The sequence below is a fragment of the Methylobacterium sp. Leaf361 genome, from assembly GCF_001424445.1.
Taxonomy (GTDB): Bacteria; Pseudomonadota; Alphaproteobacteria; order Rhizobiales; family Beijerinckiaceae; genus Methylobacterium.
This window is the reverse complement of sequence record NZ_LMPY01000018.1, coordinates 1-12,699: the sequence shown is the minus strand read 5'-3', so window position 1 is coordinate 12,699 and position 12,699 is coordinate 1. Positions and strand designations below refer to the sequence as shown.

General features: G+C 72.8%; 13 protein-coding genes, 1 tRNA gene and 2 pseudogenes. 4 read left to right on the top strand and 12 right to left on the bottom strand.

All coding sequences use genetic code 11. The features are described from left to right. Window positions 1-51 precede the first annotated feature (51 nt). The 6 genes from ASG32_RS14320 to ASG32_RS14295 all read right to left on the bottom strand — a co-directional run bounded on the left by ASG32_RS14320 (window position 52) and on the right by ASG32_RS14295 (window position 6,362). A complete protein-coding gene (locus ASG32_RS14320) occupies window positions 52-1,161 on the bottom strand; it encodes an aldo/keto reductase (protein WP_056527187.1) in 1,110 nt (369 codons plus the stop codon). Window positions 1,162-1,216: 55 nt separating this feature from the next. Continuing rightward, the gene (gene larB / locus ASG32_RS14315) at window positions 1,217-1,897 is read right to left on the bottom strand and encodes a nickel pincer cofactor biosynthesis protein LarB (RefSeq protein ID WP_082557874.1); all 681 of its coding nucleotides are present in this window, start codon (window positions 1,895-1,897) and stop codon (window positions 1,217-1,219) included. Continuing rightward, on the bottom strand, window positions 1,894-2,712 hold the full coding sequence (locus ASG32_RS14310) for an adenine nucleotide alpha hydrolase (protein ID WP_056527184.1): 819 nt from the start codon (window positions 2,710-2,712) through the stop codon (window positions 1,894-1,896). Before ASG32_RS14310 ends, larB begins: the two co-directional genes overlap by 4 nt. Further along, on the bottom strand, window positions 2,709-3,989 hold the full coding sequence (locus ASG32_RS14305) for a LarC family nickel insertion protein (RefSeq protein WP_056527181.1): 1,281 nt from the start codon (window positions 3,987-3,989) through the stop codon (window positions 2,709-2,711). Before ASG32_RS14305 ends, ASG32_RS14310 begins: the two co-directional genes overlap by 4 nt. Window positions 3,990-4,102: 113 nt before the next feature. Then, a complete protein-coding gene (locus ASG32_RS14300) occupies window positions 4,103-4,813 on the bottom strand; it encodes a Crp/Fnr family transcriptional regulator (protein ID WP_042672072.1) in 711 nt (236 codons plus the stop codon). Window positions 4,814-5,177: 364 nt separating this feature from the next. Further along, a complete protein-coding gene (locus tag ASG32_RS14295) occupies window positions 5,178-6,362 on the bottom strand; it encodes a YihY/virulence factor BrkB family protein (RefSeq protein WP_056527178.1) in 1,185 nt (394 codons plus the stop codon). A 184-nt stretch (window positions 6,363-6,546) separates the two neighbouring features. Between ASG32_RS14295 and ASG32_RS14290 the strand changes: the two genes are divergently transcribed. Then, window positions 6,547-7,551, top strand: coding sequence for an SDR family oxidoreductase (locus tag ASG32_RS14290; RefSeq protein ID WP_056527176.1), 1,005 nt, complete (start codon window positions 6,547-6,549; stop codon window positions 7,549-7,551). Window positions 7,552-7,657: 106 nt separating this feature from the next. After that, window positions 7,658-8,419, top strand: coding sequence for a sigma-70 family RNA polymerase sigma factor (locus ASG32_RS14285; RefSeq protein WP_020094805.1), 762 nt, complete (start codon window positions 7,658-7,660; stop codon window positions 8,417-8,419). Window positions 8,420-8,655: 236 nt separating this feature from the next. On the opposite strand, the gene ASG32_RS14280 is transcribed toward ASG32_RS14285, so the two are convergent. The 3 genes from ASG32_RS14280 to ASG32_RS14270 form a co-directional block, all read right to left on the bottom strand. Next, on the bottom strand, window positions 8,656-8,922 hold the full coding sequence (locus ASG32_RS14280) for a hypothetical protein (protein WP_020094806.1): 267 nt from the start codon (window positions 8,920-8,922) through the stop codon (window positions 8,656-8,658). 94 nt (window positions 8,923-9,016) lie between these two features. After that, window positions 9,017-9,343, bottom strand: coding sequence for a hypothetical protein (locus ASG32_RS14275; protein ID WP_056527173.1), 327 nt, complete (start codon window positions 9,341-9,343; stop codon window positions 9,017-9,019). A gap of 67 nt (window positions 9,344-9,410) precedes the next feature. Next, complete coding sequence (locus ASG32_RS14270; protein WP_020094808.1) at window positions 9,411-9,968, bottom strand: metallophosphoesterase; 558 nt, start codon at window positions 9,966-9,968, stop codon at window positions 9,411-9,413. 141 nt (window positions 9,969-10,109) lie between these two features. Here ASG32_RS14270 and ASG32_RS14265 point away from each other — a divergent pair, with 141 nt between their 5' ends. Together ASG32_RS14265 and ASG32_RS14260 are read left to right on the top strand one after the other, a co-directional pair. Further along, entirely contained in the window at window positions 10,110-10,799 is a 690-nt protein-coding gene (locus ASG32_RS14265; RefSeq protein WP_056527170.1) for a hypothetical protein, read from the top strand. 37 nt (window positions 10,800-10,836) lie between these two features. After that, window positions 10,837-10,912, top strand: a tRNA-Ile gene (locus tag ASG32_RS14260). A gap of 151 nt (window positions 10,913-11,063) precedes the next feature. On the opposite strand, the pseudogene ASG32_RS35095 reads toward ASG32_RS14260, so the two are convergent. The 3 genes and pseudogenes from ASG32_RS35095 to ASG32_RS35085 all read right to left on the bottom strand — a co-directional run. Beyond that, window positions 11,064-11,246: pseudogene (locus ASG32_RS35095) on the bottom strand (integrase core domain-containing protein); the annotation flags it as partial. Between the two features lie 372 nt (window positions 11,247-11,618). Further along, window positions 11,619-12,209: pseudogene (locus tag ASG32_RS35090) on the bottom strand (IS110 family transposase); the annotation flags it as partial. Window position 12,210: 1 nt separating this feature from the next. Continuing rightward, window positions 12,211-12,614: IS110 family transposase (locus ASG32_RS35085; RefSeq protein ID WP_280141580.1), on the bottom strand; the 404-nt coding region annotated here is incomplete at its 3' end. Window positions 12,615-12,699: the final 85 nt, after the last annotated feature.

Sequence of the window (12,699 nt, the reverse complement as noted above, 5' to 3'; positions counted from 1 at the left end):
TAACCCCTCCCCGCAAGGGGGAGGGGAATATCGGACGCGCTTGCCCGCCGCCTACTCCATCGTCGGCGCGAGCTTCTTCACGCTTGCCACGTCCTCGCCGAGCCACGCCGCGTTCTTGGCGGTGCCGTCGAAGGTGGCGCTCGTCTTGAACAGCTCGTACTTGCCCTCCAGCGCGTAGGGCTTCGAGCGCGACAGCAGCTCGGCCACCGTGGCCTTGTCCATCGGCTTGAAGGTCTTCACCGCCTCGAAGGCCTGGTCGAGGTCGCGCTGGTTCTGGATGCCGGTGATCACCACCGAGACCGGCAGGTTCAGCGAGAAGTGCAGGTACTCGAGCGGCTTGATCGGCGCGTCCGCCTTCAGGATCACCCCGTCGCCGAAGGTCTTCATGGCGAGCGGCGCGATGCCGTTCTGCACAAGATAGGGCAGGACGAGGTGGCTGAACGAGCGGAAATGCGCGTCCATCACGTTGACCGGCATCTGCACGGCATCGAAGTGAAAGCCGCGCTCGGCGGCGACCTCCAGCATCTGCAGGTGGATGCGCGGGTCCTTGTGGCCGGTGAAGCCGATGTAGCGCAGCTTGCCCTGCTTCTTCGCCTCCAGGAAGCCCTCCATGGCGCCGCCCTCGGCGAAGACCCGGTCCGGGTCGTCGTAGCGCAGGATCTCGTGGTGCTGGACGAGGTCGATCCGGTCCGTGCGCAGGCGCAGGAGCGACTGGTCGATCTGCTTGAGCGCCTCCTCCTTGGTCCGCCCGTCCATCTTGGACATCAGGAAGACCTTGTCGCGGTAGCCGCCCTGGGCCAGGGCCGCGCCCATGCGCAGCTCGGAGCGCCCCTCGTTGTAGTCCCAGCAATTGTCCATGAAGGTGATGCCGCGGTCGATCCCGGCATGGATCAGCCGCGTCGCCTCGTCGTCCGTCACGGCGCTCTTGCCGAGATGGAACCCGCCCATGCCGATCGCAGAGATCTTTTCGGAGCTCGTCCCGAACGACCGGTAGAGCATCTCGCCCCGGCGCTCGCCGGGATCGGTGACGAAGGGCAGGTCCGCGGGGTCCTGCGGGCGGTTGCCGGGGAGGACGGGGGCGTTCACGGCCGCACCCGCGCTGCCGGCGCCAGCGAGGCCCGCGCCGAGCACGGCGCCCTGGAGGAAGCTGCGGCGTTCCATCGGCTGTCTCCGTTCGAGGATGTCCTGGTGAGGGGAGGTAATGCGTCGGGCCGCGTCATCGTTCGGTCCCCGTGGCGAGGCGTCCCGCCGCGTGGAGCAGGCGCAGGGCGGCGCAGGCGGCGCCGTAGCCGTTGTCGATGTTGACCACCGTGATGCCCGGCGCGCAGCTCGCCAGCACGGCGTCGAGGGCGGCGCGCCCGCCCGCGGCGACACCGTAGCCCACGGAGGTCGGGACCGCGATCACCGCGCCCGCCACGAGGCCGCCGACGACGCTGGGCAAAGCCGCGTCCATGCCGGCGGCGACGATCACCACCGGGTGCGCCCGGATCTCCTCGATCCGCGACGTCAGCCGCCACAGGCCGGCGACGCCGACATCGGCGAAGAGCGAGGCCGCCCGTCCGGCATAGGCCAGCACCCGCAGCGCCTCGCGGGCGACGGGTACGTCCGAAGTGCCGGCCGCCACCACCGCGACCCGGGCCGGGCCGGTGATCCGGGGGGCCTCGCCGAACACCGCCGTGCGCGAGACCGGGCAGTAATCGAGCCGCGCGGCGTCCCGGAGCCGGTCGCGCTTCTCCGGGTCGAGGCGGGTGAGGAGCAGCGAGGCGCCGCGCGCCCGGGCGGCCTCCAGGATCGCGTCGATCTGCTCCGGGCTCTTGCCGGCGCAGAAGATCGCCTCCTCCAGCCCGATCCGCTCGGGCCGGGCGAAATCGAGGGTGAACTCTTCGGAGATGCTCACGCCCGGGCCTCCCGCGGCTCGACCAGGAAGGCGCTGCCGACCCGGTAGGGGGCGAAGCGGACCGGGCCGGCGAGACGGGCCGGCGCCATGTCCCGGATGCCCGCCCCGAGCGTCTCGCGACCCTCGGCGTCGAGGGCGGCGAGGCTCGCCGGATCGAGTTCCACCACCACGCCCTCGGCGCGGACCCGACAGCGGACGGCCCGTCCGGCGCCGTCGGTCGCAAGCGCTCCGCCGACCAGCCGCTCGACCGCGTGAATGAAGGTCAGGGTCTCCGGCTCGATGGCGATGCCGGTCTCGACCCGGCTCGACAGGCAGGGCGCGGCCGGCAATTCCGCCACGGCCCCGAGGCCGAGGTCGCGGGCGAGCGCCCGGACCGACGCCTTGTCGAACCCGGCCTCCACGTAAGGGTGGCGCACGCCGTGCTCCCGGGCGGCGTCGAGGCCGGGGCGGTACTCGCCGAGGTCGTCGCGGTTCGCGCCCGACAGGATCTGGCGGTCGGTGACGCGCCGGACCGCGCCGTAGAGGTTGGTCTTGCAGAAGAAGCAGCGGTTGACTGGGTTTGCCCGATAGGCCGGGTCGGCGAACTCGCCGGCCTCGATCACCCGTAAGGACCAACCCTCGCCGGCGCCCTCGGCGCGCACGCGCGCGGTCGCTTCCTCCGGCACGGCCGGCGAGACCGCGTGGACCACCAGAGTAGCGCTTGGCGCCAGCCGGTGGGCGAGGGTGGCGAGCGTCAGGCTGTCGACCCCGCCGCTCACCGCCACCGCGACAGGGCCGAGCCCGGCGAGGACGGATTCCAGATGCTGGCGCGTCACCGCTCCTCCTGCTCCTGTTCCAGGGCGAGGCGCTCGGCCTCGCGGCGTAGGGCGGCCCGGGCCGCGTGGTCCGGACGGTCGCGGGCGTCGTCGGCCTCGGCCTTGGCGGTGCGCCCGCCCGGTCGCGCCACGATCTTCACGCGAATCGACCGGCCCTCGTGCTCGACCGTGCGGGCGGCGCGCGCGAGCACCGCGCCCTCCACGGGGTGGTAACGCAGGCCGATGGTCGTGGTCTCCCGGAAGCAGGCCGCGACCGCCGCCTCCAGGCTCTCCGGACGGACCAGGACCTGGATCCGGGCCATCATCCGGCCCTTCTTGCCGATGACCGGCATCTGCACGACGTCCACGATGCCGGGCTCGGCGCGCAGCCGGTCGAGGCCCGTGGCGAGATCCTCGCCGGACTGGTCGTCGACCTCGAAGGCGATCACCGCGAGATCCCGCTGGCCCGGGCGGGACGCGGCGCCGTCCTCAAGCACGAGGGCGCGCAGGCAGTTGCTCAGGCCCGGCAGGACCTTCGTGCCGAAGCCGATGCCGGTGCGCCCGAGGATCCCCCGGGGGCGACCCCGCCCGGGATCGTCGCCGCAGAGGTGGCGCAGGATCGCCGCGCCGGTGGGGGTGACGCGCTCGCCGGGGATCCCGTCGTCGAGGGTCGCGAAGCCCGCCAGCAGCAGCGTCGTGGCGGGGGCCGGGACGGGGAGGGGACCGTGCTGGGTCCGCACCCGGCCGGAGCCCAGTGGCAGGGCCGAGACGCTCCAGCTGCGCGCCTCCAAGGCGGCGATCAGGTGGGCGGCGGCGACGATGTCGGCGATCGAGTCGGCGGCGCCGACCTCGTGGAACGCCACCGCGTCGACCGCGATGCCGTGGACGCGGGCTTCCGCCGCGGCCAGATGCCCGAAGATGCCGAGCGCGTGCGCCCGCACCGAAGGCGCGAGATCCGCCGCCTCCAGCGCGGTGCGGATCTCCGACCAGGGACGGTGGCCGTGGTCGTGGGCATGATCGTGGGCATGATCGTGGCCGTGATCGTGAGCATGCGGATGGTCGTGGTGCCCGGTATGCGCGTGCCGGTGCGGCGTGGGCTCCGACACGGGCGCCGACACGGTGAAGCGCGCGCCAGTGAGGATCCCATCGTTGTGCGCGCTGACCGCGCAGGCGATGCGCGCGTCGACCGCCTGGACGCTGGCGTACACGCCGGCCCGATGCTCGGGGAAGGCGTCCAGCAGGGCGGCGGCGAACATGTCGCCGGCGACGCCGCCGAGCGCGTCGAGGTGGATGTGCATCGTGTGTCGCGCGGGCGCCGGTGGCGGGTGACGGGTCCGCCTCAGATCGGCCGCGGCCGCCCCGCGGCAAGGCGCACGCGGCCTCCGATGCCGCGGCGTATCGCCCGCGCCGCTCAGGAGAGCTGCAGGTAGGCCGGATCGAACAGCCCGCGCTCCCGCAGTCCGTCGAGGTCGCGGATCGTCAGGCGGCGGCTGCGCAGGGCGACGAGGCCGCCGGTGCGCAGCTCCTTCAGGGTGCGGTTGATGTGCACGCTCGTCTGGCCGAGGGCGTCGGCGAGGTCGGGCTGGGTCACCGGCATCGGCAGCGTCGTCCCGTCCGCGAGGCCGACGCGCGTCAACCGCAGGTGCAGCTCGCAGAACAGGTGCGCCAGCCGCTCGATCGCCGAGCGCCGGCCGACGCTGGCGATCCACTCGCGGTGGATCGCCGTGGCGGCGAGCAGCTCCCGCCACAGACACTCCTCGACGGCGGGCCGGCCGCGGACCGCGTCGCCGATCTGCTCCGGGGCGATCCGCGCGACGGTGACGGGCGTCAGCGCGCCGATGGCGTGGTCCATGCGTGCCCGGCGGAACACGAACGGGTCGCACAGGTCGCCCGGCAGGAGCAGCGCGACGATCGCCCGCCGCCCGTCCGGGAACTGCTTGTACCGGCAGGCCCAGCCGTCGAGGATCAGGTGCGTGTGGTACGGGTCGCTCTGCTGCCCCTCGATATCCTGCCGGGCCGCGACGTGGCGGACATGCAGGCGCCCCAACCCGTCGAGGATCGCGCGGTCCTCGGGCGCGAGCCTGACATGCCGCTCCATCTTCCGTACGAACGGGTTGTCCACGTCCGCCTCCGGTCAGATCACCGGGGCGCCGGCGTGCCGGCGGCCGGGCAGTCGCCGGGACAGGCGCCGGGGAGGTCGCCGAAGCGGGGGGCCATGGGGGATCGGGCGACGTCGCGCCCATCCGAAGCGTCCCGAACGACGGCGCCGCCATGGGTATCGGTCAAATAATGAGGCACGGATATTTCTATCGGCAGGGGGCCAAACCGTCGCCCGAACATCGAAGTCCGGATCTTCTTGATCGGCTTGTGCCTGCAGCAGAAAAACGCGCGCCAACCTGTGTTAAGTCGGCGTTCTCGCCGGCGACGCGCTCCGCGAGCCCCCCTCGCTCAGGAGGCCGTGCCCCGGGTGAGGTCCGGGCGCCGCGCTACTCAGCGGCGGCGCCCACCGTATCGGCCATCCGCGCCCGGCGCGTGCCCAGGGGCTGCGGTTCGCCGACGGTCGTGTCCTCGGCGGTCTGATGCTCCATCTCGGCGTTCACCTGGGCGCCGGCCAGCACGATCATGGTCGAGAGCCAGATCCAGGTCATGAAGCCGATCGCCGCGCCGAGCGAGCCGTAGGTCTTGTTGTAGCTGCCGAAATGGCCGACGTACCAGGAGAACAGCAGCGACGCGACGATCCACAACACGGCCGCGAGGGCGCCCCCGGGCGTGACCCAGCGCCAGCGCGGCGCGTCCCGGCTCGGCCCGTAGCGGTAGAGCAGGGCGAGGCCGAGCAGCACCGCCAGGAGCAGGACCGGCCACCGCAGCAGCGCCAGCCACCAAGCGTCCGCGCCGAGCCCGACGAATTCCAGCACCACCGGCACCACCACCACCGCGGCCAGCGCCAGGAGGAGGAACAGGAGCGCCCCCGCCGTGAAGGCGAGGGAGACGAGATTGAGGACGAGGAAGTTGCGCTTCTCGCGCTCGTTGTAGACGAGGTTGAGGGCGTCGAAGACGTGCTTCACGCCGCCATTGGCGCTCCACACGGACAGGGCGATGCTGATGAGCAGGCTGAACCCGAGGGTGGTGTTGCCCTGCTCGTTCAGCCGCTTCACCTGGTCGCCGACGATCTCCAGGGCGCCCTGGGGCAGGATGCCCTGGAGGCTGGCGAGCTGGTCGTTGATGGTCGAGGCGTCGGCCACGAGGCCGTAGCAGGAGACCAGGGCCGCCACCGCCGGGAAGATCGCCAGGAGCGTGAAGAAGGTGACGCCGGCCGCGATCAGCGACAGGCGGTTCTCGCCGATGTCGTGATAGGCGCGCAGCGCGATGTCCTTCCAGCCCTTGGCGGGGATCTCGGTCGGCGTCGAGGCCTGCCGCCCGCGATCGGCCTCGGCCCGGGCCACGGCGTGGGCCTCCCGTCCCGCATGCGCGGGCGACGTCCGGCGCGCCCCGTCCCGGTCGGCGGACCGGCCGGGCGCACGGTCGACCGAGGCACCGACCGCGCCGCGCGCCGACCGGCGGGGGAGGGCGACGAGGCCGATCAGCGCGGTGGCGAGGGCGAGCGTCCAGACCGTCGAGGCGCCTCCCTCGGGCGCGGCGGCCCTGGCGGGGGCTGGATCGGGGGCAGGCATCGGCGACCTCGGCAGGGTTCGGGCAGACGGGGGCGGGCCTTCGGGGCCGCGCGTCGCAGCGTCCGGGTCGGCGCGCCCGGGACGGCGCGTCCGAATGGCCGCAGCTGCGAGGGGGAACGCCGCGGCGCGGGGAAGGGTTCGCCGTGCAGTTGCAACTCGACGACACACGACGCGGAGAACCGGCATGGCACGCCTGGACGGCGGGACGGTGGTCATCACCGGGGCCTCGAGCGGCATCGGCCGGGCGGCGGCCGAGGCCTTCGCGGCGCGGGGCGCCCGGGTGGTGCTGGCGGCGCGGCGGGCCGACGTGCTCGACGGAATCGCCCGCGACCTGCGCGCGTCGGGCGCCGAGGCCGTCGCGGTCCCCACCGACGTCACAGAGCCCGAGGCGGTGGACGCCCTGTCCCGGGCGGCACTCCGGGCCTTCGGCGGCATCGACGTCTGGATCAACAATGCCGGGGTGGGGGTGTTCGGCCCCCTGCTGGACGCTCCCCTGGACCTGCACCGGCAGACGATCGCGGTGAACCTGCTGGGCGCCGTGCACGGGGCCTACGCGGTGCTGCCGCATTTCCTCGACCGCGGCCGGGGGACGCTGATCAACACGGTCTCGATGGGCGGCTGGGCGCCGACGCCCTTCGCCGCCGCCTACACGGCCAGCAAGTTCGGCCTGCGCGGCTTCTCGGCGAGCCTGCGCCAGGAACTCGCCCGGCACCGCCACATCCGCGTCTGCGCCGTATTTCCCGCCATCGTCGACACGCCGGGCCTGGAGCACGGCGCCAATGTCAGCGGCCGGCGGCTCAATCCCGGGCACCTGTACTACGCGCCCGAGGCCGTGGCGGAGACCTATCTCCGCCTCACGCGCCACCCGCGCGACGAGGTCGCGGTCGGCTGGCCGGCCCGCCTCGCGCAGGTCGGCTACGCGCTGGCTCCGTACCCGACCGAGCACCTGATGGGTGCCGGGTTCCGGTGGGCCCTCGACCGGGCCGAACCCGGGCCGCGCACGCACGGGGCCCTGCGCGCGCCGACGCCGGAGGGCACGCGGGCCGACGGCGGCTGGCGCGCCCGCAAGGGCGTCCCCGATGCCGGAACCCTGAGTACGGCCCTCGGCACGGGGCTCGCCGCCGCAGGGGCCTGCGCGGCCGTCCTCGCCGGTCTCGCGGCGGCGCGGCGGTTCGGCGCCCGCGGCTGAGCCCTGTTCGGGACAGGCGTTAACCCATGTTGCGGCATGGGCGGCCGGGGCGCGCCACAACCGGTCTTCTGGGCTTGACCGGCCCGCCCGCCGACGACCGGACCGAATGCCCGACACCGAAGGCCCATCGCTCCTCGATCCCATCGCGGATGTCGCAGAGGAGGCCGGGGACGAGACCCGCTTCGGCCTGCCGGAGGCCGTGCGCGCCCATCTCGGCACGCTCCTCGGTCGCGCCTACGACCGGATCGACCTCGACTCGGACAGGGATGCGAACCCCTTCGCCGACCTGCTCGCGCGCCTGGAGACCGCCCTCGCGCAGGCCGAGGGCGAGCGCGACAGAACGTTCCGCGCGGGCCTGCTGCAGGTGGTGCCGGCGCTGCACCGGTTCGCGGTCTCGTTGACGCGCGACCCGGCCGCGGCGGACGATCTCGTGCAGGACACCCTGCTGCGCGGCTGGCGCGGCCGCGGCGGATTCACCCCCGGGACCAACCTGGAAGCGTGGCTGTTCACGATCCTCCGCAACGTCTTCTACAGCCAGCACCGCAAGCAGGGCCGCGAGGTCGCCGACACCGACGGCAGCTACGCCGACCGGCTGACCAGCATCCCCGAGCAGGGGGGCCATCTCGACCTGCAGGACGTGCGCGCGGCCCTGGATCGGCTCGCGCCGGTGATGCGGGAGGCGCTGGTCCTCGTGGCGATCGAGAACCTGAGCTACGAGGAGGCCGCCGTCGTCATGAACTGCCGGATCGGCACCGTGAAGAGCCGGGTCTGGCGCGCCCGCGAGCAACTCGCGCGCATGCTCGGCTACGGCGGCGACGAGATCGGCAGCGACGGGGTCATGCTCTCGGTGACCGGCACCTCGGCCTGATCGCGACGATTCTCACGATCGAATACGCCAATTCGACACTTCGACGGCCGTATTCGCAAGCAAATTGACTTAGGTGAAAGCGCCCGGGCCGCCGCCTGGGCGATATGGGGCGGGTTGGGTCGATCCGTCGACTCGGCCGGGCTCCCATCGGTGTGACACCCCCCCGATCCACCGATGGGAGCCTCTTCACCGGAAGCCGCAGCGGATGTGCGGGCCGGACACCCCCGCCCCCGATCTCAGGTCGAGCCGCCCCGATCCGCATCGAGCTGCTGCAGCAGCTCCGCCAGCCGGGGATCCAGCGCCTCGTCGATCACCGGATCATACATCGCCCGCATCTGGTGGCCGAGCCGCACGCGCGTCTGCGCGTCGAGGGTCGGGCCGCCCGCGATGGGGATCACCCGCAGGGCGGCGGGTGCCGCGCCGGGGGCGTAGCGCTCGGTCGGTCTCGGGGCGGCACGCCGGTGCTCGGGCCGCGGTTCAGGCCGGTGTTCGGGATAAGGCATGCCTCCTACATCGGCCCGCACCCCCGCCGCGGCAACCACCGGTCCGCCCGATGGCACGACCGGCGGCACGACCGGCGGCGTCTCGTCGTCCGCCTCAGGCATCGTCCTCCGGGGCGAAGACCTCGCCCTTCTCGGCCAGCACGGTGTTGGCCGCGTCGCGGGCCAGCTCGTCCCGCGCGGCCGCGGGATCGGGGCGGCCGAGGGCCCGCGCCAGGGCCCCGTCCCAGCCGGGCGCCGGCGCCTGGCCCTGCCCGACGAGGATCGCGCCGGCCCGGCGGCAGACCCGGTCCCAGTCCGGCGCGCCGAGGGCGGCCCAGTCGGTCCCGAGGCCGAGTTCGGTGGCGGCTTCGGTGGCGGCCTGAGTCGCGGCCCGGGTCGCGGCGTCGGCCGGGCCCGGCGGCGGGGCGGGGATGTCGGTCATGGCGATGCGGCCTCCTGCCGGGCTGTCGATGCTCCGGCGCACGATATAGCGCGCCGGTCCCCGCCCATCAGCGCAGGCCGTGGGCCGCGAGTTCCTCCGGCACGCAAGCGGCCGCGTCCTGGCGCACCAGGATCGCCTCGAGGGTGACCGGGCGGTCGTCCCAGGCATCCACGCCGACATCGCAGGAGCGCGTGGTGTCGGCGAGCCAGCCGTGGCTGTGCCCGTAGAGGTGGCGCGTCTCCCGCCACAGGCCCGGCCAGGCCCGGTGCGCGTAGTGCGACAGGAACAGGCGGTGCGGCCGCCCGCGCGCGTCCGCGACGGAGAGGCGGGCGCTCTCCACCGGCGGCTCGGCCCAGGGCAGGTCCAGGACACGGTTCGAATCGTGGTTGCCCCGGACGAGGCGCTTGGCGCCGTTCAGCCGCGCGAAGATCGCTGCGCAATGCGCTCGGCTGGCATGGGCGGCAAAGTCCCCGAGGTGCCAGACGACGTCCTCCGGGCCGACCACGGCGTTCCAGCCGGCGACCAGGGCCTCGTCGTGGGCCTCGACGCTGCCGAACCGAGCACCGCGGTGGCGGAGGATGTGCGGGTCGCCGAAATGCGTGTCCGCGGTGAAGAAGATCGCCATGGTGTCGAGACCTGGGCCGCGGGCGCGTCCCGTCCAGGCCGGCCGGCGCGGGGCGCGCGGCCGCACCGCCGCTTCGGGCCCGCTTCCAGCCCGACTCGGGCCCGCTTCCGGGAAGCCCCACGGGCCGGTAAGGCTGCGGCGATGCTGGATCCCGCCATCTACGCCCATCTCCTGGACGCGGCGCGCGCCCATCCGCCGCTGCGGGCCGCCCTCGAGCGGGCCGGTCCGATCCGGATCGAGCCGCCGGCGCATCCGTGCGTCGCCGACCGCCTGTTCGTCGAGGTGGTCAACCAGCAGCTCTCCGTCCGGGCGGCGGCGGCGATCTGGGCCCGGATCGAGGCCGCGGCCGCGGCGGCGGGCGCGAGCCCGAGGGGCCTGTTCGAGGCCGGGGACGCGGCGCTGCTGCGGGCCTGCGGCCTCTCGGGCAACAAGGTGCGGGCGCTCGGGGCGATCGTGGCGACCGAGACGGCCGGCCTCCTCGGGCCGGGCCTCGCCGCCCTGCCGCATCCCGAGCGGGCGGCGATCCTGTGCGGCATCCGCGGCGTCGGCCCCTGGACGGCCGACATGGTCGGCATCTTCCACTTCCACGACCCGGACATCTGGCCCGCGGGCGACGTGGCGGCGGTGGGCTGCCTGCGCCGCCTCACCGGGCAGGCCGACACCGTCGCGGTGGCGGCCGCCTTCGCGCCGTACCGCTCGATCCTGGCCCGCTACCTGTGGCGGATCAAGGACACGGCGCCCGCACCGGCGGACCTACCGGCGGACCTGCCGACCCGGACGGAACCGGCGCCCTGGGCCCGGCGCCCCCGCGGCACGGCGAAATCCGGGTGACGGCCGGCCGGAGATCGGCTATCCGTCGGCGCCTCCCGGGCCCGTAGCTCAATGGTTAGAGCCGGCCGCTCATAACGGTCTGGTTGCAGGTTCGAGTCCTGCCGGGCCCACCACCAATTAGCTAAGGCGCTGCAAACGCTTAAAGATCGTCGACCATCTCGCTTGCAATCGGGCCGGGATGCATCACAAATTGCCTAACATGGGCGACGACGTTCCTGAGGGTCGGCCAGATCTTGATCCGGCCGGAAGGTGAGCTTCCAAATCTCATTGGGCGGCTTGCAAGGCCGTTTCCCGGGCCATTCCTGGGCCGTTGGCCACCCCAGGGCGGTCTGAGGACCGCTCTCGTTGTAGTGCCGCCGCCTCGTCTCGATCTTGTTCCTCATGTCGGCCAGCGACAGGGACGCAGTTCGCGTTCAGGCACTCGTCGCGTCGGCGGCCGTCTTGTGTGGATGGCTCCCGCATTGCAAGTGGCGAATTGAGCTTCTGACGCGTTGGTCGGGTGCAGTCTTGTGTCCGGCCTGTCGATGCAGTCGTTCATGTTGACYGCTGGCCCTGATGGTATCCGTGAGCTGGGTCCCACTCTGCTTTGCGGGCTATGACGCCCTGGACAGCCGGCGGGGTGTCCCGGCTCCCGGTCTGACCGGTTCGCCATCAACTCTCATCGTCCTCGCAACCTGGAAACGTCTCCTNTGGGTCCCACTCTGCTTTGCGGGCTATGACGCCCTGGACAGCCGGCGGGGTGTCCCGGCTCCCGGTCTGACCGGTTCGCCATCAACTCTCATCGTCCTCGCAACCTGGAAACGTCTCCTCTACGTGCTGTCAGGCRGCCSTGGCCGCCGGTGCGCGGTAGGTGCCRCCGCGGGTCATGATCGCCCAGGCGACCCGCGCCGTGCGATTGGCCGCCGCCACAGTCACCACGCGCACTGGCTTACGCTGCAGCAGCGCCGGCAGCCGCGGGTCGACCGAGGTCGGTGTCGTCTTCGCGCGCCGGATCAGAGACGTCATGCCGACCACGAGCAGCCGGCGCAGGTAGCGGTCGCCCATGCGYGAGATCCGGCCCAGGCGCTCCTTGCCGCCACTGCAGTTCTGCAGCGGTGTCAGGCCCAACGAGGCAGCGAACTGCCGACCGGAACGGAAGCGCTCGGGCTCGCTCACCGAGGCGGCCAGCGCGGTTGCCGACACGATGCCGACACCCGGGATCGTCGCAAGCCGCTGCGACAGGTCGCTGTCTCGATGCCAGGTGAGCAACTCCTTCTCCAGTCGGGTGAGCTGAATCTGCAAGGCACCGATCTGATCGGCCAACCCGGTCACCACGCGCTGGGCTAACGGCGGCACCTCGGCCGCGTCTCCGGCCGAGAGCCGGGCCGCCAGTTCGAGCGCGTGCCGCAGGCCCCGCGCCATCTCGATCCCNCGCTGGGCTAACGGCGGCACCTCGGCCGCGTCTCCGGCCGAGAGCCGGGCCGCCAGTTCGAGCGCGTGCCGCAGGCCCCGCGCCATCTCGATCCCAAACTCGGCGAGCAGGCCKCGGATCATGTTCACCAGCTGCGTGCGTTGCTTGACCAGCAGGTCGCGCGTCCGGTGCAGCGCCAGCGCCGCCTGCTGCTCGGTCGCCTTCACSGGCACGAAGCGCATGCTCGGGCGCGTCACCGCCTCACAGATGGCAGCGGCRTCGTTCGCATCGGTCTTGCCGCGCTTGACGTACGGCTTCACGTAAGCCGGCGGCATCAGCCGCACGTCATGGCCGAGCTTYATGAGTTCCCGGGCCCAGTGRTGCGCYGTGCCGCACGCCTCCATGCCGACCAGGTAATTACCCACGCCCTTGCGCGGGACGGATTTCGCTGATTCTCTCGTGCGATGGGCCGCAGCGACCTTGAACGGCTGAGCCGCGAAGAGCTGATCG